The 19,320-nt window shown below is 71.4% G+C and carries 21 protein-coding genes; 9 read left to right on the top strand and 12 right to left on the bottom strand.

All coding sequences use genetic code 11. The annotated features are described in order from the left end of the window. The 3 genes from C1J01_RS08700 to C1J01_RS08690 form a co-directional block, all read right to left on the bottom strand. On the bottom strand, nt 1-2,099 hold a 2,099-nt coding region (locus C1J01_RS08700), incomplete at its 3' end, for a protein kinase domain-containing protein (RefSeq protein ID WP_181448637.1). A gap of 106 nt (nt 2,100-2,205) precedes the next feature. Next, entirely contained in the window at nt 2,206-2,760 is a 555-nt protein-coding gene (locus tag C1J01_RS08695) for a GNAT family N-acetyltransferase (RefSeq protein WP_111177884.1), read from the bottom strand. 13 nt (nt 2,761-2,773) lie between these two features. Continuing rightward, nucleotides 2,774-3,262 (bottom strand): shikimate kinase, encoded by a 489-nt coding sequence (locus tag C1J01_RS08690; RefSeq protein WP_111177882.1) that lies wholly within the window; start codon nt 3,260-3,262, stop codon nt 2,774-2,776. A 59-nt stretch (nt 3,263-3,321) separates the two neighbouring features. Between C1J01_RS08690 and C1J01_RS08685 the strand changes: the two genes are divergently transcribed. After that, nucleotides 3,322-3,603, top strand: a complete 282-nt coding sequence (locus C1J01_RS08685; protein WP_111177880.1) for a hypothetical protein — start codon at nt 3,322-3,324, stop codon at nt 3,601-3,603. Between the two features lie 13 nt (nt 3,604-3,616). Then, a complete protein-coding gene (locus C1J01_RS08680; RefSeq protein WP_111177878.1) occupies nt 3,617-4,000 on the top strand; it encodes a ChaB family protein in 384 nt (127 codons plus the stop codon). A gap of 123 nt (nt 4,001-4,123) precedes the next feature. Here the strand turns inward: C1J01_RS08680 and C1J01_RS08675 are convergent, their stop codons facing one another. The 3 genes from C1J01_RS08675 to C1J01_RS08665 all read right to left on the bottom strand — a co-directional run bounded on the left by C1J01_RS08675 (nt 4,124) and on the right by C1J01_RS08665 (nt 7,318). Next, the gene (locus C1J01_RS08675; protein WP_111177876.1) at nt 4,124-5,950 is read right to left on the bottom strand and encodes a transketolase; all 1,827 of its coding nucleotides are present in this window, start codon (nt 5,948-5,950) and stop codon (nt 4,124-4,126) included. Between the two features lie 93 nt (nt 5,951-6,043). After that, nucleotides 6,044-7,054 carry an SDR family oxidoreductase gene (locus C1J01_RS08670; protein WP_111177874.1) on the bottom strand — a complete coding sequence of 337 codons (1,011 nt, stop codon included), beginning with the start codon at nt 7,052-7,054 and terminating at the stop codon, nt 6,044-6,046. 6 nt (nt 7,055-7,060) lie between these two features. Next, on the bottom strand, nt 7,061-7,318 hold the full coding sequence (locus tag C1J01_RS08665; RefSeq protein WP_146615503.1) for a hypothetical protein: 258 nt from the start codon (nt 7,316-7,318) through the stop codon (nt 7,061-7,063). Between the two features lie 55 nt (nt 7,319-7,373). Here C1J01_RS08665 and C1J01_RS08660 point away from each other — a divergent pair, with 55 nt between their 5' ends. Genes C1J01_RS08660 through C1J01_RS08650 form a run of 3 tightly spaced genes read left to right on the top strand, consistent with a single transcriptional unit; the run spans nt 7,374 to nt 9,454 of the window. After that, entirely contained in the window at nt 7,374-8,405 is a 1,032-nt protein-coding gene (locus C1J01_RS08660) for a DNA topoisomerase IB (RefSeq protein ID WP_235854337.1), read from the top strand. A gap of 55 nt (nt 8,406-8,460) precedes the next feature. Further along, nucleotides 8,461-8,709, top strand: a complete 249-nt coding sequence (locus C1J01_RS08655; RefSeq protein ID WP_111177870.1) for a BON domain-containing protein — start codon at nt 8,461-8,463, stop codon at nt 8,707-8,709. Then, nucleotides 8,693-9,454, top strand: coding sequence for a metallophosphoesterase family protein (locus C1J01_RS08650; RefSeq protein ID WP_181448636.1), 762 nt, complete (start codon nt 8,693-8,695; stop codon nt 9,452-9,454). The genes C1J01_RS08655 and C1J01_RS08650 overlap by 17 nt, the downstream gene beginning before the upstream one ends. Here the strand turns inward: C1J01_RS08650 and C1J01_RS08645 are convergent. Together C1J01_RS08645 and C1J01_RS49655 are read right to left on the bottom strand one after the other, a co-directional pair. Further along, complete coding sequence (locus C1J01_RS08645) at nt 9,451-11,238, bottom strand: SpoIIE family protein phosphatase (RefSeq protein ID WP_111177866.1); 1,788 nt, start codon at nt 11,236-11,238, stop codon at nt 9,451-9,453. The genes C1J01_RS08650 and C1J01_RS08645 overlap by 4 nt on opposite strands. A gap of 145 nt (nt 11,239-11,383) precedes the next feature. Beyond that, the gene (locus C1J01_RS49655; RefSeq protein WP_164903902.1) at nt 11,384-11,533 is read right to left on the bottom strand and encodes a GPGG-motif small membrane protein; all 150 of its coding nucleotides are present in this window, start codon (nt 11,531-11,533) and stop codon (nt 11,384-11,386) included. A 70-nt stretch (nt 11,534-11,603) separates the two neighbouring features. On the opposite strand from C1J01_RS49655, the gene C1J01_RS08640 reads away from it, so the two are divergent. Then, nucleotides 11,604-12,557 (top strand): TIGR03557 family F420-dependent LLM class oxidoreductase, encoded by a 954-nt coding sequence (locus tag C1J01_RS08640; RefSeq protein ID WP_111177864.1) that lies wholly within the window; start codon nt 11,604-11,606, stop codon nt 12,555-12,557. Between the two features lie 102 nt (nt 12,558-12,659). On the opposite strand, the gene C1J01_RS08635 is transcribed toward C1J01_RS08640, so the two are convergent. Continuing rightward, nucleotides 12,660-13,148, bottom strand: a complete 489-nt coding sequence (locus tag C1J01_RS08635) for a DUF1360 domain-containing protein (protein ID WP_111177862.1) — start codon at nt 13,146-13,148, stop codon at nt 12,660-12,662. A 70-nt stretch (nt 13,149-13,218) separates the two neighbouring features. Here C1J01_RS08635 and C1J01_RS08630 point away from each other — a divergent pair, with 70 nt between their 5' ends. Continuing rightward, nucleotides 13,219-13,815 (top strand): nucleotidyltransferase, encoded by a 597-nt coding sequence (locus C1J01_RS08630; protein WP_111177860.1) that lies wholly within the window; start codon nt 13,219-13,221, stop codon nt 13,813-13,815. A 12-nt stretch (nt 13,816-13,827) separates the two neighbouring features. Here the strand turns inward: C1J01_RS08630 and secA2 are convergent, their stop codons facing one another. From secA2 to C1J01_RS08615, 3 genes are all read right to left on the bottom strand, one after another. Further along, nucleotides 13,828-16,008 carry an accessory Sec system translocase SecA2 gene (secA2, locus tag C1J01_RS08625; RefSeq protein WP_235854336.1) on the bottom strand — a complete coding sequence of 727 codons (2,181 nt, stop codon included), beginning with the start codon at nt 16,006-16,008 and terminating at the stop codon, nt 13,828-13,830. Between the two features lie 171 nt (nt 16,009-16,179). Then, complete coding sequence (locus tag C1J01_RS08620) at nt 16,180-17,043, bottom strand: DMT family transporter (protein ID WP_111177856.1); 864 nt, start codon at nt 17,041-17,043, stop codon at nt 16,180-16,182. Between the two features lie 188 nt (nt 17,044-17,231). Next, on the bottom strand, nt 17,232-18,308 hold the full coding sequence (locus tag C1J01_RS08615) for an acyltransferase family protein (protein ID WP_111177854.1): 1,077 nt from the start codon (nt 18,306-18,308) through the stop codon (nt 17,232-17,234). A 125-nt stretch (nt 18,309-18,433) separates the two neighbouring features. On the opposite strand from C1J01_RS08615, the gene C1J01_RS08610 reads away from it, so the two are divergent. Both C1J01_RS08610 and C1J01_RS08605 read left to right on the top strand, forming a co-directional pair. Then, nucleotides 18,434-18,778, top strand: a complete 345-nt coding sequence (locus C1J01_RS08610; RefSeq protein WP_111177852.1) for a PRC-barrel domain-containing protein — start codon at nt 18,434-18,436, stop codon at nt 18,776-18,778. A gap of 93 nt (nt 18,779-18,871) precedes the next feature. Further along, a complete protein-coding gene (locus C1J01_RS08605; RefSeq protein ID WP_111177896.1) occupies nt 18,872-19,246 on the top strand; it encodes a VOC family protein in 375 nt (124 codons plus the stop codon). Nucleotides 19,247-19,320: the final 74 nt, after the last annotated feature.

The following is a 19,320-nucleotide window of genomic DNA, read 5'->3' as shown; positions in this document are numbered from 1 at the left end:
CTGCGGGTGGCGGTGACCGGGTGGGGGCGCTTCGTCGGGGGCGTCACGCCGCGTACGGCGCCCGTCTCGACGAGCGTCACCCCGTCGCGGCCGGCCACGGCGAGCGTGGTGCCCGACGGGCTGAACGCCACGGCCGGCGCGGCGGCGTCGGCGCCCGTGAGCGGCTCGACCTTCACGGCCCCGAGCCGGGCCCGCCGCGGCGCGACCTCCCACAGCTCGACCCCGCCGTCCAGCCTCGACAACGCCACCCTGGACCCGCCGGGCGAGATCGCCACCTTCCGGTCGGCCACGTCGAACAACACGCGCGTGCCCCGGTACACCCTGGTCCGGTTGCCCCGCCCGATCGCGAAGACCGCCGTCTCGGCGGGCGCCCGCCCGGTGGCCACCTCGAACGGCCGTCCGTCCGCGCCCTCGGCGAACCGCCCGTCGCCGCTCAGCGCCGCGCTGCCCGCCGGCAGCGGGTACGACGCCAGCCGCCGCCCGCCGACGACGTCCCACACGGTGACCCCGCCGGTGTCCCACCTGACCAGCTCGTCGCCGCGGAGCACGTGGCGCGCCCCCTGCTCGGCCCCGGGGGCGGTGAAGACGGCCAGCTCCGGCTGCACGAGCGAGGCCTGCAGCGCCGCCCGCGCCTCCGGCACCGGCGACATCCGCCACGCGGCCACGCTCAGCCGCATCGCGGTCCTGGGATCGGACGTGCGCAACGACTCCGCCCTGGCCGCCACGGCCCGGGCGTCGGCCTCGATGACGCGTACGCGCAGGTCGTCCTGCCCGTGCACCGACACCACGGACATCGTCACCGCCGCCGCCAGCAGCGCCCCCATCGTCGCCATCGACGGCGCCAGCAGCTTCCTGCGCTGCTTGGACAGCGCCACGCTGTCGGCGATGAAGTCGCGTTCGAGCTGGTTGAGCCGCAGGTGGCGGCGCTTGGTCGCGGCCCAGCCGAGCGCCGTGTCGAGCTCGGCGCCGCGCAGCAGGTGGCCGCGCCCGCGGCGGTGCTCCGACCAGTGGCGGGCCGCCTCGCGGATGCGGCGGTGCACCGGCAGACCGTCGCGCTCCTCGGCGACCCAGCCGCGCAGCCGCGGCCAGGCCCGGTAGAGCGCGGCGCTGGCGGGGGCCACCCGGTCGTCGCTGACGGCCACCAGCTTGCCGACGGCGGTCTCGGCGGGCGGCACGCGCACGCTGCGGCGGACGACGAGGCCGGCCTCCATGAGCGGGGCCAGCACGTCGCCCTCGTCGTGGGGGCTGTCGCCGTCGAGCAGGCGCAGCAGCAGCCCCGGCACCTCCTGCTGCTGGGCGGGCGTGAGCGACAGGTAGACCCGCTCGGCCGTCTCGCCCAGCGACGGCGGGCGTACGTGACCTTCGGGCGGGCTCAGCTCGACGGCGCCCTCGACGAGCAGCTCGGCCGCCGCGGGCCGCTCGGCCGGGTCCTTCGCCAGCGCCCGCCCGACCAGCTCGCCCAGCGGCGCGGGCAGGCAGCTCAGGTCGGGGTCGGCGGTGAGCAGCCGTCTCATCACGCCGCCGAGGCTGTCGCCGCCGAACGGGTCGCGCCCGGTGGCCGCGAACAACACCACCGCGCCCCACGCGAACACGTCGGCCGCCGCCTCGGCCTCCTGCCCGGTCACCACCTCGGGCGCCAGGTACGTGTACGCCCCGCCGACCGTCTCCCCGGCGGACAGCCCCAGCTCGATCACCTTGGGCCCGCCGGGGGCCAGCAGCACGTTGCCCGGGTTCAGCCCGCGATGCGCCAGCCCGGCCGCGTGCAGCGCGTCCAGCGCGGACGCGAGCGCGCCGGCCAGCGCGACCAGCTCGTCACCGGTGTACGGGCCGTGCAGCTCGACGGCCCGCCGCAGATCGGGGCCGTCGACGAACTCGCTGACGACGTACGGGACGCCGCCGTCGGCGCCGACCGCGACCACCTCCGCCAAATGGCGGCAGGCCACCCCGGAGAACTCCTGCGCGCTCGCCTCACCCCGCGGGACGGTGACGGCGAACCTGCGGCCCTCGTCGTCGTAGGCGTCGTAGACCACGCCGCGCCCGCCCGCGCCCAGCCTGGCGGCCAGCCAGAAGCCGCCAAGCCTTTCCGGGTCACCAGGCACCAAGCGCATCGTCACTGCAGCTTAGATGCACGACACCACCCAATGGTTGGCAAAAACGACGCCACAGGTCCCCCGCGCGCCTCGGGGGACCCCGGCGTCATGATCATTATGCCAGCCTTCCGGATCTTGCCTGCCACTCCGGTCGCAGGACGGCCATGAGCACGCAGTCGTGCCAGGCGCCGTCCCACAGCAGGGCGTCGCGTTCGACGCCTTCCGCGACGAAGCCGGCCTTCTCGTAGACGTGCCGGGCGCGGTCGTTGAAGGCGTAGACGCCGAGCCTGATCCGGTGCAGCGGCGTGGTGCGGAAGGCGTGGGAGAGCACCAGCTCGATGGCCTCGCTGCCGTAGCCCTTGCCGAACACCCGCGGGCCGATCAGGGCGATGCGCATATTGCATGACAGGTTGGCGGTGTCGACCTCGTTGAGCACGATCTCGCCGACGTACGCGCCGCCGGCCGTGATCGCGAGGTCGAGGCGGTCGGCGTGGCCGGCGCGGGTGGCGTACCAGTGGCGGGCCAGGCCGGCGTCGACCCCGGCGTGCGAGCCGGTCAGCCTGCGCACCTCGGGGTCGGAGATCAGCTCGACCAGGCCCTCGACGTGCTCGGGACCGACCGGGACCAGGGTGACGCGCTCTCCGGAGAGCGTGGGCTTGTCGGCGAACATCTCCCGTGGTCTATCACGCCTGATCGGCGGCGGGCGAACCGAGGTCCCGCAGCACCGCGTCGCGAACCTGCTCCGGACGGAGCTCTCCGACGTCGTAGACGGCGTCCGCCACCTCACGGAAGTACGGCTCGCGCCGCGCCCGCATCTCCGCCGGGCCGAAGGCGGGCCGGTGGTCGCTGGAGCGCATCCGCTCGGCCAGCACCTCGTCGGCCGCGTCCAGCCAGACCACGAACGCCTGCTTCAGCGCCGTGCGCACCTGGGGATCCTCCACCGTGCTGGCCGCCGCGGCGATCACCTTCGGCTCGCCCTCGAGCTCGTGCAGCACGTGCTCGGCCTCGTACCGGTGCAACGCCTCGGCGCCCTCGCGGGCGGCGATCTGCGCGGCCGTGCCTCCGTGCCTGGCCACCAGATACGGGTCGCTGTCGCTTAACGGCAGGCCGAGCGCCTCGCCGATCAGCCGGCCCGCGGTCGTCTTGCCGGAGCCCATCAGTCCGATCACCACGACTGGTTTGTTTTTCGACATGTGGATAGGGGTTCCTTCGTGTCAAGGAGGTAAATCTGATGACCATCGCCGGAAGCATCATCCTCATCATGCTCGGGGCGATCCTCACCTGGGCCGTCGAGTTCGACCTCGCCGGCCTCGACATCAACGTAGTCGGCGTGATCCTCATGCTCGGTGGGCTGGTCGGACTCGGGTTCGGCATCTACCGGATCAGCGTGACGCGCAGGGCGGTCGGCCCCATCGACGAACCGGTGCACCGCCACGAGATCTACGAGGAGCCCGAGGCGCGCCGCACCACCGTGTACGAGGAGCGGAGGCACTACGACGAACCGCCGCTGTAGGAGGTGAAACGGAATGCCAGCAGTCGAAGAACTGCCGTCGACCATCAAGCGCTCGCCGAAGAAGGCGCAGAACACGTGGATCAAGGCGCACGACTCCGCCGTCAAGGAGTACGGAGAGGGGCGGCGCGCCCACATGACGGCCTTCGCGGCGCTCAAGCACTCCTTCGAGAAGGTGGGAGACCACTGGGAGCCGAAGTCCAAGAAGGGTCCCTCGGACAAGGGTGCTACGGACCGGTCGGGCCGGACCGCCGAGGGCGTCGACGCCAACGCCAGCAAGGAACACCTGCAGAACGTGGCCGCCAAGCTGGGCGTCAAGGGCCGCTCGAAGATGAAGAAGCAGGAACTGGTCGACGCCATCAAGAAGGCGAACCGCAAGGCCACGGCCAAGTCCCGCTGACCGGGCCCCCGGCCGATAGGAGCCGGCGAGGGGGCGGCGGTGAACCACCGCCCGCCCCGCTCGCCGGCTCCTTGTTGTTCGGGAGAGGCGCCGCCGGCCGGTTCGTGCTCGTCTTCGTGCTCGTCACAGCAGCCGCTTGACGGCCTCGGAAATGGCGTTGCGGTCGATGCGGGCGTCGGCGAGCTGTTCCTGCGGGGTCGCCGAGCCGGGCAGGTCGGTCACCGCCAGCTTCACCACCCGCGGACCGAGCTCGCTCACCGCGTCCATGACGGCGTCGCCCAGCCCGCCCTCGATCCGGTGGTCCTCCACCGTGATCAGGTTGCCGGTGGTGGTGGCCGCCTCGGCCAGCGCCGCCGTGTCCACGGGCTTGACCGAGTACAGGTCGATGACCCCGACCGGCACCCCGGACGCGCGCAGCTCGTCGGCCGCCGCCAGTGCCTCGTGCACGGTGACCCCGGCGGCCACGATCGTGGCCCGGTCACCGGGGGAGTGACGCAGCACCCGTGAGCCGCCCACCGGGAACCGCTCACCCGGCGGGTAGATGACCGGCGTGTCGCCGCGGGTGGTCCGCAGGTAGGAGACGCCCTCCAGGTCCGCCATCTCGGCCGTCAGGGTGGCCGTCTGGTTGGCGTCGCACGGGTAGAGGACGGTGCTGCCGTGTACGGCCCGCAGCATGGCCAGGTCCTCCAGCCCCATCTGGGACGGCCCGTCCTCGCCGATCGCGACGCCCGCGTGCGAGCCGACCAGCTTGACGGACGCCCGGCTCACCGCGGCCATCCTGATGAAGTCGTACGCCCGGGTGAGGAACGCCGCGAACGTTGCCGCGTACGGCTTCCAGCCGCGCACCTGCAGCCCGACGGCGGCCGCCACGAGCTGCTGCTCGGCGATGAACATCTCGAAGAACCGCTCCGGGAACGCCTTGGCGAACGCCTCGGCCTTGGTGGAGTCGGCCACCTCGCCGTCCAGCGCCACCACGTCGCCGCGGGCCGCGCCGAGCGCCTCCAGCGCCTGCCCGTACGCCGTCCGGGTGGCGACCGTGTCGCCCACGTCGTACGCGGGCAGCTCCAGCTTCCCGTCCTCGAACCGGAACGGCGAGCCGTTGGCCTCCGGCGCCCGCACCTGGACCCGGACGTCGCGGACGCCGCCGAGCTCCTCGATCGCGCGGGCGGCGTCCTTGAGCGGCTTGCCGTGGGCGCCCTCGCGGTTGGCGACCTCCTGCGCGCCCTCGCCCTTGCGGGTCTTGGCCAGGATGACGGTGGGCCGGCGGCGGGTGCCGCAGGCGTCCTCCAGGGCGTAGTCGATCTGCGCGGGGTCGTGCCCGTCGACCTCGATCGTGTGCCAGCCGAACGCGGCGAACCTGCGCGCGTAGGCGCCGGTGTCCCAGCCGTGGCGGGTGGGGCCGCGCTGGCCGAGCCGGTTGACGTCCACGATCGCCGTCAGGTTGTCCAGCCCCTCGGTGCCCGCGTGCTCGGCGGCCTCCCAGACGGAGCCCTCCGCCAGCTCGCTGTCACCGCACAGCACCCAGACCCGGTACGGCATGCGTTCCAGCCGGCCGGCCATGGCGACGCCCACGCCCACGGGCAGCCCCTGGCCGAGGGAGCCGGTGGCGACGTCCACCCAGGGCAGCCGGGGCGTGGGGTGTCCTTCCAGCCGGCTGCCCCGGCGCCGGAACGACAGCAGCTCCTCGTCGGAGATCGCCCCCGCCGCCTTGTAGAGGGCGTACAGCAGGGGAGAGGCGTGCCCCTTGGAGAAGATCAGGTGGTCGTTGGCCGGGTCGCCCGGCTCGGCGAAGTCGTAGCGCAGGTGCCGCGCGAACAGCACGGCCATCAGGTCGGCCGCCGACATGGACGAGGTCGGGTGGCCGGAGCCCGCCTCGTCCGCGGCCCGCACGGAGTCGACGCGTAGTTGCGCCGCCAGATCGGCCAGATACTGCAGATCGCGGTCGGGCATCAGGGACCTCCTCGATACGGGTTCCAGCCACGCCTACCCGCGCCCGGCGGGCTTAACGCGGCTGTCCCGATGCCCGAGGAGGTCCGGAAAGCTCTAGGGACGCCTGGAGCGCAGCGCGGCCAGGGCGGCCGCGGCCGCGCCCCCGGCCAGCGTCACGAGCACCGGGCGGCGGTTCTTGGACAACCAGAACTGCACGCTGCGCCCGTGCGAGCGGTCGTCGAAAGCGCCGTGGGCGCCGTAGTCGGCCGACTCGTCGGCCGGCTGCCACAGGTTGGCCACGCCGGTCGGCTCCTTCTCGTCGGTCTGCTGCGACTTCATGCCGGTCCTGGCCAGGTACCGGTCGACCAGTGCGGGGGCCACGCGCTGGGCCATGAGGGTGGCGGCGGTGCTGGCGCCGACCCAGTACTCCTTGCGCTCGGGGTGCTCGGCCGCGTGCACGATCGCGCGGGCCGCGACCTCCGGCTGGTAGATGGGGGGAACGGGCTGGGGATGGCGGCGCAGCTTGGACAGCACCCACTCGAACTGGGGCGTGTTCACCGCGGGCAGCTGGACGAGCGTGATGTCGATGCCGCTGCCGTCGGCCAGCAGCTCCGTGCGGACCGACTCGGTGAAGCCCTTGATGGCGTGCTTGGCGCCGCAGTACGCCGACTGCAGGGGGATGCCGCGGTACGACAGGGCCGAGCCGGTCTGGACGATCGTGCCGGCGTTGCGCGGGCGCATCAGGTCGAGGGCCACCTTGGTGCCCCAGACGTAGCCCAGGTAGGTCACGGCGGTCGTACGTTCATACTCCTCTGGGGAAATGTCAGAGAATTTCGCGAAAACCGATGAAAAAGCGGTGTTGATCCATACGGAGATCGGTCCCATCTCCGCCTCGACGCGCTCGGCCGCGTTGCGTACCTGCTCGTAGTCGGCCATGTCGGCCTCGAAGCTGAGGCCCGTGCCGCCCTCGGCCCCGACGTCCACCGCCGCGGCCCCGAGCCCGGCCGTGCCCCGGGCGATCAGGGCCACCCTGGCCCCGCGCGCGCCCAGCTCCCTGGCGACGGCACGCCCGACACCGCCGCTCGCGCCCGTCACCACCGCCACCCGCCCTCGAAGTGGTGCCATGCCGGGTCAGCCCGCCTCTCCGTCGCTCCGTCTCTTCTGCCGCCGTACGGCCAGGGTGATGTCGATCACGATCAGGACCCCCAGCACGATCGCGATGCCGGTCATCACCGACGCCCCGGTGATCAGCCCGAGCACCGCGAACGCGAACAGGAACACCAGCAGGAACGAGCCCACCCTGATGTGCATCACGTCGCGCGGGGTGGCGGGCACCATGGCGTGCCCGCGGGAATCCCGCTCCTCGTGCCACTTTCCGTTGTCATGCATGACGCCTCACCTGCCCGTGCCGTTTGCGGCCTAACGTCGTGGGTAGCCGCGCAGGGTGCCCGAGCAAGCTGTCCGAAACGACGTCGACCTGCACCTCAGTGAACAGAGTGAGCCGGGCTTCGTCCGGCGTCGGCGGGGGCGCGGGTTCGCCTACGTCGGCCCCGACGGGCGGCCGGTGCGCGACCGCGAGACGCTGGAGCGCATCAGGTCCCTGGCCATCCCCCCGGCCTGGGAGGACGTCTGGATCTGCGCCTCGCCCGACGGTCATCTGCAGGCCGTCGGCACCGACTCCGCCGGGCGGCGGCAGTACCGCTACCACGACGCCTGGCGCGAGCAGCAGGACAGGATGAAGTTCGACCGGGTGCTGGAGGTCGCCGAGCGGCTGCCCGCGTTCAGGAAGACCGTGGACGACCAGCTCACGGGGCGCGGGCTGACCCGGCAGCGGGTGCTGGCCGCCGCCGCGCGCCTGCTCGACATCGGCTTCTTCCGCATCGGCGGCGAGAGCTACGACACCTACGGTCTGGCCACGCTCAGGATGGAGCACGTCACCTGCGTGAACGGCATCGTCGTCTGCTCCTACCAGGCCAAGGGCGATGTCCCGCGCGAGGTCGAGGTGGCCGACCCGGGCGCGTGCAAGGTGCTGCGCTCGCTGAAGGCGCTGGGCGTGGAGGGCGAGCTGCTGCGCTACCGGCACGCCGGCGGCTGGAACGACGTGCGCAGCGAGGACATCAACGAGTACCTGCGCGAGATCATCGGCTACGAGGTCACCGCGAAGGACTTCCGCACCTGGCACGCCACGGTGCTCGCGGCGGTCGGCCTCGCGGTGTCGCGCCCGGCGGGCAGGAAGGGGCCGGGCAGCAAGAAACGGGCGATCACCCGCGTGATGCGCGAGGTCTCCGAGTACCTGGGCAACACGCCGACCGTGGCCAGGGCGTCGTACGTGGACCCGCGCGTGGTGGAGGCGTACGAACGGGACCGCACGATCGCGGCGGCGCTGACCGAGCTCGGGGCGGACGTGGACGTCGGGCAGCTCGCCACGGCGGGCCCCGTCGAACGGGCGGTCATAGAACTGATACGCGGTATTTGAAGTCGTTTGAGCTGTTGGTCCCCGGGCAACGGCGACATGAGGAAGGAGGCGAGCGATGGAAGCCCCGCAGTACGTCGCGGCCCGTGTCCAGCAGGCGCTGGCCGAGGACGGACGCACGCACGAGCTGGGAATTCGCGTCGACATCAGAGGCGACCAGCTGTTCCTGCGCGGCCAGGTCAGCGGACCCGAGCAGCGCGAAAGGCTCGGGCAGGTCGCGCACGAGGCCGCGCCCGAGCTCCACGTGCACAACGAGATCAACGTCGTCGAGGCCACCGAGCCGGGGGAGGATGAGCACCTTGACTGACCTGCGCATAGCGGCCGTGGGCGACATCCACCTGGGAGAGGACGTCAGAGGCCAGTACCGCAAGAAGCTCGCCGGCATCGAGGAGCGCGCGGACGTGTTCATGGTCGCGGGCGACCTGACCCGGCACGGCACTCTCGAGGAGGGCAAACTCGTGGCCGACGAGCTGCGCGGCCTGCCCATCCCCGTCGTCGCGGTGCTCGGCAACCACGACTACCACTCCGACATGGAGCGCGAGATCGCCGACGAGCTGCGTGAGGCGGGCGTCATCGTGCTCGACGACGACGGCGTGGTGATCCAGTGCGGGGAGCGCAAGCTCGGCGTCGTCGGCGGCAAGGGCTTCGGCGGCGGCTTCGCGGGCAAGTGCGCCAGCGAGTTCGGCGAGCGTGAGATCAAGAACTTCGTCTCCCACACGCGCAGCATCGCCGAGTCCTGGAAGGTGGCGCTCAAGGAGATCGTGGCCGACGAGCGCGTGGTGCTCTCCCACTACTCCCCGATCAAGGAGACGCTGGAGGGCGAGCCGCACGAGATCTACCCCTTCCTCGGCAGCTACCTGCTGGCCGAGGCGGTCGACACGGCGGGCGCAGACCTCATCCTGCACGGCCACGCGCACAAGGGCAGCGAGAAGGGCATGACGCCGGGCGGCATCCGGGTCCGCAACGTGGCCCTGCCGGTGCTCGGCCGGGCTTACGCGGTCTACTGCCTGACCTGCGCGGAGGCCCCACCCGCCGACTGGCACCAGCACTAGAGCACACGCAGGGCGACGAGGCAGATGTCGTCCTCGGCCGTCTCGACGTCCAGCAGTCGTAGCAGGCAGTCGATCAGCTCCTCGGGGTCCTCGTGCTCGCCGTGGTCGCACGAGCGAATGGCCTCGAGCAGGGCGTCCAGGCCGGCCCCGTAGTCCGCGCCGCGCCGCTCGACGATGCCGTCGGTGTAGAGCAGCAGGGTGTCGCAGGGCCGCAGCTGCAGGGTGGACATGCCGTACTCGGTGGCGTCGAACGCGCCCAGCATGATCCCCGACCTGCCCTCCACCAGCTCGGCCCGGCCGTCCCTGAGGAGGATCGGTGCGGGGTGGCCGGCGTTCGTCCAGCACAGGGTGCGGCTCTCCGGGTCGAAGTGGCCGATGACGGCCGTGCTGGTCACCGTGACGCTCTCGGCGGAGTTCACGACGAGGTCGTTCAGCCAGGTGGCCAGGCGGCTGGGCGGCGCGCCCGTGTACGCCAGCCCGGCCAGGCCCGCGCGCGTCTGGAGCATGACGCTCGCCGCGGTCAGCCCGTGCCCCATGGCGTCGCCGATGGCGACGAGCACCCTGCCGTCGGGGATCTGGCGCAGCTTGAACCAGTCGCCGCCCAGCCGCCAGAGGTCCTCGCCGGGCAGGTAGCGCACCGCGGCGGTCAGTCCAGGCAGGTGCACGATGCCGTGCCGTACCGGCAGGATCGTGTTCTGCAGCTGGACGGTGACCCGGTGCTCCTCCTCGGCCCGCTCGCGCTGCCGGTGCGCCTGCTGGTGCGCCACGGCCAGGGCGCGCTCCTTGCGCCGGTTGCGCGTCACGTCCTGGGCCAGGCAGCGCACCTTGATCGGCACGCCGTTCGTGTCGAGGATCGGCTCGCTGAACATGCTGAGATGCCGCACCCCGTGCCGGTGCAGGACGCGGTACTCGGTCTCGACCGCCTCGCGGAACTCCAGCAACGAGCGCAGCTGCTCCTCGACGAGGGGCACGTCGTCCGGGATCACCGCGGCGGGCAGGTCCTCCAGCGCCATCGGGCCCTCGGAACGGTCGCGCCCGAACATCTCGTACATCTGGGGCGTCCACCACGTGTGGTCCGAGGCCAGGTTCCACTCGGCCCAGCCGAACTCGGCCAGGCGCTGGGCGCGTTCCCAGCCCGAGACGAGCAGTTCCTCCTCGTCCAGCAGCCGCCAGGTCGTCAGGACGCCGTCGTCGATCTTGGCCACGCGCAGGCTCATCGTGGCCGGCCAGAGCACGGAGTCCATCACCTCGACGTACTCCAGCGGCTCCCGGGAGAAGGGCTCGCCGGTCTCGTAGACGCGGATGCAGGCGTCCAGCAGGCCCGCGGCGGCTCCCGGACTGATCGCGAGCAGGCGCCGCCCGGCCACGTCCGACCCCTTCATGCCGGCGACGGTGGTGGCGTTCTCGTTGGCGGCGAGGACCCGGAAGTCCACGATGCGGGCGGTGGCATCGCGGACGGGGGTGAGGTACGCCATGGACACGTGGGCGGTGTCGAGCACGCCGCGCAACCAGCCGGGCGGCTCGGGCGGCGTCTCGGCCTCCTCCTGCGGCGGCTCCACGACCCTGGCCACGTCGACCAGGGCGAGTCCGCTGTGCTGCGCCGTCCTCGCCAGCTCCTGTGCCGCCTCGGCGGGACGGATGTTCCGCCGGATCGCCAGCCTGGCGGTGGCCTCCGCGACGATGGCCTCGCCGCGCATGTGCTGCCGCAAACGTGCGAGCTGTTCGCGGATTCTCGCCGAGGCGGCGCCCGTTTCGTAGCGGCTGAGCGGCGCGTATTCGGTCACACGCCACTCATGCCCTTGATGGGGGCAATAAGGAGAATAAATGCTGATATTTCAGCAAAAGGAGCAATGCCGCTGGGCCGTTCTCGGAGATCGGCCCAGCGGTAGTGCCTGTCGTGTCGGACGATGAACGACTGCCGCGACGCCTCTAGACATTGAAGATGCTGACACCACCGGGCCCCACCAGGAACCCGAGGACGATCAGCACGATCCCCCAGAGGATGTCGCGCCTGGCCAGGATGACGTAGATCCCGGCGATGACGAGAATGACGGCGATGATCCAGAGCAAAGTAGCCATGCGTCACCTCCTGCCCTAGGCAACCGGCGCTTAACATGTTTTCCTCGGTACTAACGGGCAGTGGGCTTTTATGACGACATTCGGTTATTTCCTGTCGTGCGAGGAACACGGCCCGAAAGAGCTGGTACGGCAGGCCAAAGCCGCCGAACGCGCCGGGTTCGAGGCGCTGTGGATCTCCGACCACTTCCACCCGTGGCTCGACGAGCAGGGGCAGTCGCCGTTCGTCTGGTCCGTCATCGGCGCCCTGGCCGAGGCCACGTCGCTGCCCATCGCCACGGCCGTCACGTGCCCGCTCGTCCGCACCCACCCCGCCGTCATCGCCCACGCCACCGCCACCACGGCCGCGCTCACCGGCGGCCGCTTCCGGCTCGGCGTCGGCACCGGCGAGGCGCTGAACGAGCACATCGTCGACTCCCGCTGGCCGCCGCTCAGCGAACGGCTGGAGATGCTCGAAGAGGCCGTCGAGATCATGCGCAAACTCTTCACGGGCAAGCTGGTGACGCACCGGGGCCGTCACTACGCCGTGGACACCGCGCGCCTTTACACCCTGCCGGACGAGCCCGCGCCCATCCTCATGTCGGGCCTGGGGCAGAAGTCGACCGAGCTGGCCGGCCGGATCGCCGACGGCTACATCTCCACGGCGCCGAACGCCGACTCCGTACGCTCCTTCCGCGAGTCCGGTGGCGCGGGCAAGCCCACCCTCGGCGGGCTCAAGGCGTGTCACGCGGCCGACGAGGCGACGGCCCGCAAGACCATGCACCGCCTGTGGCCCACGCAGGGCATCAAGGGGGAGGCCTCGCAGATCCTGCCGCTGCCGCGCCACTTCGCCCAGCTCGCCGAGTCGGTCACCGAGGAGGAGGCGGTGGCCGGCAGCCCGATCGGCCCCGACCCAGAGGTCCACGCCCAGGCCATCCGCCAGTACGTGGACGCCGGGTTCGACGAGGTCTACGTCAACCAGATCGGGCCCGAACAGGACGCGTTCTTCGACTTCTACGCCCGCGAGGTCCTGCCCCGCCTCCGCTAGCTGTACTGACCACAGAGGTTGGGCACGCGGCCGGCGGGTGACCCTGTTCGGGCCCGAGAATGGATGAGGGCCTTCGAGCACGATCGGCGAGCCATAGGCGGGCTAGCTCTCGGCCGACTTCATCATCTTCGCGTAGGCCAGTTGCAGCCAGTCGGAGATCGCCACCGCCGTCATCGTCGCGCCCACCAGCCGGGTCACGCGGGGGGCCAGCACGAGGCCGGCGGCGTACCCGGTGGCCACCCACTGCGCCAGGCAGAACGGGCAGGCCAGCAGTTCGCCCAGCGCGCCGCGCGGCTCCTCCTGCACCTCGGACGGGCCGCCCTGGCCCTCGTACCGGGTGAACGGGGCGCGCAGCGGGCTGGTGACGGGGTCCTTCGCCATCCGCCGCGAGACCTTGTGCGTGCAGGCGGCCATGAGCAGCAGGTCCATCAATCCGACGTGATCGGGCGCCCGCCGGCCCGCGAGCACCGCCGCCGCGGTGGCCACGGCGACCGTACCGCCGTAGGCGCTGAGGATTCCGGTGTAGCTCCGCAGCGGCCGATCATGGCCGTTGGAGTACTCCTGTTCCGTCTTGTCTAGAATTTCGGTCATAACTCGGGGCGCTACCCGGAAGCACCTGGTTCCAACGTCTACTTGACCATCGTTTGGGTAGCCCGTCCACATGAGCAGCCATGGGCACGCTGTCACGGACGCGATCCTGGACACCCTCAAGCGCGCCAGCTCCGGGCTGAAGGACGCCGGGGTGAAGTTCGCGCTGGCCGGTGGCTGCGCCGCGTACGCCCGGGGCGCCGCTCCCTCGCTGCACGACGTGGACTTCGTGGTCACCGAGCACGACGTGCCGGCCGCGCTGGAGGCGCTGCGCGCGCTCGGCTTCCAGACGGCCAAGCCGCCCGAGGACTGGCTGGTCAAGGCGTACGACGAGGGGCGGCTGGTGGACCTGATCTTCCGGGTGTCCGACCTGCCGATCACCGACGAGCTGCTCGACCGGGCCGAGCCGCTGAAGGCGTCGGCGGTGATCGTCCCTGTGCTGCAGGCCACCGACCTGGTGATCACGTGGCTGCTGCCGCTGTCGGAGCACGCCTGCGACTACGGCGCGCTGCTCGCGCAGGTGCGCGCGCTGCGCGAGCAGGTCGACTGGCCGCGGGTGGCCGCGGTGACGGCCGACTCGCCGTACGCGACCACGTTTATCACGCTGCTGGAGCGGCTCGGCGTGCTCAACGAGCCCGTGGTGCCGTCGGGCGACCCCAAGTGGCCCTGACCGGCGGCCGGGTCAGCCGCGCCGGGTCGCGGAGGAGACCCGCTTGAGGATGCGGTCCCACTCCGTGCCGAACGGGTTGTCCTGCACGAGGTAGGTCCACGTCGCCGCCGGCCGCCGCAGGTCGGGCTCCGGCGCCTCGAACGCCTCCAGCGAGCGCCGCTCCACCTCGGCCAGCAACGATTTGTACTCCGCCACCGCCTCCCGCTGGAACTCGTCGACCGGGCTCATCCGGCCCAGCGCCCGCAGGTGGATGCCTTCGCGCAGGTCGGTCAGGAACGCCAGGTGCTCGGTCCAGCAGCGGTCGATCGCGTGCAGCACGATCTGACGGGCCGTCTCGTCGCGCGTCTCCTCCGGCATGGCCGCCCAGCGCTCGGGGTCGGCCGTCTCCAGCGCATTGGAGGCGGCGTCGCCGCGCAGCACCTTGTCGCGCCACTCGAGGATGAGCTCGCGCTGCTGCTCCAGCAGCCGGGTGTAGCGCCATGTGTTGCGGTGGATCTCCAGGTTGACGCCCTCGGCCACGCGCTGGGCGTGACCGACGATGTAGGCGCCGCGCCGGTGGCGTACGACGCCGTCGGGGTCGGCGGCGGGCGGCCGCTCGTCGGGGACGAACTGGGTGATCAGCGCGTCCTCCATGCTGACGAAGAACACCGAGCCGCCGGGGTCGCCCTGGCGGCCGGCCCGCCCGCGCAGCTGGTCGTCGAGGCGGCTGCTGGGGTGGCGGCCGGAGCCGATCACGTAGAGGCCGCCGAGCTCGGCCACCCCGTCGCCGAGGCGGATGTCGGTGCCGCGACCGGCCATCTGGGTGGAGACCGTGATGGCGCCGCGCTCGCCCGCCCGGGAGATGATCGCGGCCTCTTCGGCGTCGTTCTTCGCGTTGAGCACGACCGGCTCCATGCCGCGCCTCTGCAGCAGCTGCGCGAGGTTCTCCGACTCGGCCACGTCGAGCGTGCCGATGAGGATCGGCCGGCCCGTCTCGTGGACCGCCTGGATCTCCTCCACCAGCGCCGCGTCCTTGTCGGGCACGGTCGGGTAGATGCGGTCGGGCTCGTCGACCCGCACGCACGGCCGGTTGGGCGGGATCACGGCGACCTTGAGCCCGTAGAACTCGCCGAGCTGCTCGCTGACCGCGACCGCCGTGCCCGTCATGCCGCAGATCTGCGGGTAGCGCCGGATGAGGCCCTGGATGGTGATGGAGTCGAGGATCTCGCCCTTCTCGCTCGGCGGCAGCGCCTCCTTGGCCTCCACCGCCGCCTGCAGGCCGTCGGGCCAGCGCTGCAGCAGCGCCACCCGGCCGCGCGAGGGGTTGATCAGCTGCACCTTGCCGTCGCGCACGATGTAGTCGACGTCGCGGGCGAGCAGGGCGTGGGCGTGCAGGGCGAGGTTGAGCTCGATCAGGGTGCCGGGCTCGTGCTCGTCGTAGAGCTCGACGCCGAGGATGTTCTCGACGCTGTCGGCGCCCTTGGGGGTGAGGTAGACGTTGCGGGACTGCTCGTCGATCTCGTAGTGGTAGCCGCGGACGAGCTGCCTGACCAGCGCCGCCATCTCCGGCACCGCGTTGCCCGGGTCGGTCGAGCCGGCCATCACCAGCGGCACGCGGGCCTCGTCGACGAGCACCGAGTCGGCCTCGTCGACGAGCGCCACCTCGGGCGCCGGGACGATGATCTCCTCCGGGTCGGTGCGCAGCCGGTCGCGCAGCACGTCGAACCCGATCTCGCTCACCGGCCCGTACGTGACGTTCTTCGCGTACGCCTCGCGGCGCTCCGCGGGCGAGGAGTTCTGGTCGATCCAGCCCACGCTCACGCCGAGCGCCTCGTAGAGGGGGGCCATCCATTCGGCGTCGCGCCGGGCCAGGTAGTCGTTGACCGAGATCACGTGGACCCGCTTGCCCTGCAGCGCGTAGCCGGCCGCCGCCATGGCTCCGGAGAGGGTCTTGCCCTCGCCGGTGGCCATCTCGGCGACCTTGCCGTCGAGCAGGGCGAGCGTGCCCAGCAGCTGTGCGTCGTAGGGGCGCAGCCCGAGGGTTCGGTCGGCGGCCTCGCGTACGACCGCGCAGAACTCCGCCAGGTCCGTCATGTCGGGCGCCGGGAGCTTGTCGAGCGCGCGCACCCGCTCGGCCTGGCCGCCCGCCGCCTTGACGATCTTCTGGTACGGCGCCAGGGGGACGCCTCCCGGCCGGTCCAGGAGGTTCCGCACTATTCCCTTGATTGAGGCCACAGTCCCTCCAACGCACCTTTCGCTGCCACCGTTCCCACCTGGTGCCTCGGCGAGGCCCCGCGTCAGGGGAACGAAGCGACGATACGGCGGGCGCCGCCGTACGGGACCTTAACTCATCCCGTCGCCCGGCCCGCCGTCCGCGCCGTCACATCATCCCGCGTCGGAGCGGGTCGCGAGCACCGCCACGGCGGCCAGCAGCAGCACGCAGCCGCCCCAGGCCACCGGCGTGAGCCGCTCACCGAACAGCGCGACGCCGAGCAACGCCGCGCCCACCGCCTCCCCGAGTGAGATCACCGACGCCGTGGTGGCCCGCAGGGCGGTCAGCGCGCGGAAGAACAGCGCGTACGCCAGCGCGGTCGGCACCGCGCCCAGATACGCCAGCAGCGCCAGCGACTCCCAGCTGACCTCGGGCAGCGCCCCTTCGGCGAGCGCGAACGGCGCCAGGCAGGCCGCCCCGACGACGAACCCGCCGACCGCCGCCGCGCCCGGGTCGTCGTCCTTGCGGCGGCGCGAGTACAACGTCACCCCGGCGTACCCGGCGGCCGAGGCCAGCGCGTACCCCAGGCCGGCGAGCGAGGTCGTACGGGACTGCAGGGCCTGCTCGCCGGTGAGCAGGAGCAGCCCCGCCAGGGCGACGGCCAGCGCGCCGAGCGCCACCCCGCCGAGCCGCTCACGCAGCAGGAACCGGCTGCCGAGCGCGGTGAGGACGGGGGTGGCGCCCATCGTCACCACGGTGGCCAGCGCCACCCCGGAGTGGGCGATGGCCGCGAAGTAGGCCGTCTGGTAGACGGCCATCCCGAGCCCGACCAGCAGCGTACGGGCGCCGAACCGGCGGGGGAGCGGGACGCAGACGAGCAGGAACGCGGCGGCGAGGAGGTAACGCCACAGGGAGACGGCGATCGGGCCGAGGCCCGCGGTCTCGAACAGCAGCGAGCCGGCGGCGCCGCCGGTGCCCCAGGCGGCGGCGGACACGGACATGTAGACGGCGCCCCGCCGGGCGGAGACATGGGTCATGACAGGGGTTCTCCGGAAGGAGTGGTCGGAATGGGCCCGTATGCGGGCAGCAACCACCCCCGGATCTGTCAGACCCGGAAATTTCAGGAAAGGCCGCCCGCTAGAGGGCGGGCGGCGGGGAGCAGATCAACCGGCGCGGCATGTCCCACACCCTAGCGGCCGCGCGCCGGCGGCCGCCTCGGGATTTCTCAGCCGACCGGAGCGGCGACCTTCCGGTGGTTCGCGGGCTGACGTCCGGACAGCAGGCGCTTGAGCCGGGGCGCGAGCGGCCGCTCCACGAACCGGTGCACCAGGTACGCCGCGCCGAGCATGACCGCGATCATCGCGACCAGCAGCACGTACTTGGGGACCGTCTCGCCCAGCCGGGCGAACAGGATGAACCCGATGTGCGCGTGCAGGAGATACAGCGGGTACGTCAGCGCGCCCGCCGTCACCAGCCACGGCCTGGCCAGCACGCGCGTCACCCGCAGCGCGATGAAGGTCATGACGAGGAAGATGAGCACGACCACGGCGGTGATCACGACGGGCGAGTACGTCACGGAGTAACGCTCGCCGACCGCCTCGGCGTACCCGATGGCCCGGTAGACCGCGTTGCCCAGGCAGATCGGCACGATCAGGGCGATCTGCACGTTCAGTCCGAACCGGTAGAGCATGAACAGCGCCATGCCCGCGATGAAGTAGTGCGAGAACTCCGACTGCACCACCAGGTCCGCGATCTGCGGCAGCACGCCCGCCTCGACCAGGAACGTCAGCCCGAGCCAGCCCCACAGCGCCGCCATGATCCGGCCCCGTGTCATCCCGATCAGGACGAGCGCGAAGACGATCACGTAGAAGCGCATCTCGGCCCAGAGCGTCCAGTAGACGACGTCCACGTTCTCGATGTTCGGCAGCGCCTGGAACATCGTCAGGTTCGCCAGCACCTGGGGTAACGACACCTGGAACAGGCCGTGCCCGAGCGCCACGGTGACGATCGAGGTGACCGCGATGCCCAGCCAGTAGGCGGGGTAGAGCCGCACGACCCGCGAGACCACGAACTGCCGCGGGGTTCTGCCCCACGCGCTCATGAGCACCACGAAGCCACTGATCAGGAAGAACAGGTCGACGCCGAGGTAGCCGTACTTGGCCCAGGCGCTCTCTGCGGGGAAGGCCACGGTGGTCTTGCCACCCGCCCATCCCGAGAACAGGTAGTGGAAGAGGACGACGGCGAGTGCCGCGAGCAGGCGCAGCCCGTCGATTTCGTAGAGACGCTCAGTCCGGTTTCGCATGCTCTTTCCGGGTCCGCCATGCGGACTGCATCAAGATGACTGTGATCAGGGTGCCCGGTTTACAACGATTGACCAGGGTAGCGGAGTCTTTGCCCGAGCAAGACGGAACAGAGAGGAAGAGCCCTATGGAGCTCTGGGATTACCGTCCTGACGTCTATGACCGCGGGCAGGCACTGGACCTGGTCGGCTACCACGTCCAGGCCACCGACGGGAAGATCGGATCCGTCGATGAGGCGACGTACGAGGTCGGCGAGAGCTACGTGATCGTCGACACCGGTCCGTGGATCTTCGGCAAGAAGGTCCTGCTTCCGGCCCGGCTGATCACGAGCATCGATCCGCAGGAACGCAACGTGTTCGTGTCGCGTACGAAGGCCGAGATCAAGGAGGCGCCGGAGTTCGACACGGCGCGCTTCAAGGAGCCCGAGTACCGCACGCGGGTCGGCGACTACTACGGCCGCCTTCCCGGGTGATCCCGTCCGGTGAGGAGGGCCGCGCCCGCATCGGGCGCGGCCCTTCCGCGTACGTGACAGTAGATGTCAGGTAAGGCTGGGAGTGTGGGCGGCATGACGACGAAAGCACGCCTGCTGGCCTTCACCATCGACTGCGCCGACCCCAAGGGCCTGGCCGCCTTCTACCACGAAGTGACCGGCATGGAGATCACGTACGCCGAGGACGAGTACGCCGCCATCACCGACGGCACCACCAGCATCTACTTCGGCCGCATCGCCGGTCGCGAGCCGGTCGAGTGGCCGAGCCCCGCCAAGCAGTTCCATCTCGACTTCCGGGTGCCCGACGTGGAGCGGGCGGTGGCCGACTATCTGGCGCTCGGGGCCACCAGGCCGGAGTTCCAGCCGGGGGTCACCGAGGAGGGCACGCGGTGGGTCGTGCTGCGCGATCCGCAGGGCCACGTCTTCTGTGTCTGCCCGGAGACGTCGTAGCCGCGCCGGCCTCTGCCGGACGCCAAAGATGTGCCACGTGTCCGTGCAGGTCGTGACCGACTTAGCCCGATTTA

This window comes from Nonomuraea aridisoli (assembly GCF_003236395.1).
Taxonomy (GTDB): Bacteria; Actinomycetota; Actinomycetes; order Streptosporangiales; family Streptosporangiaceae; genus Nonomuraea; species Nonomuraea aridisoli.
Note: the sequence above shows the minus strand (reverse complement) of the source record. Positions and strands in the feature narration are given on the sequence as shown.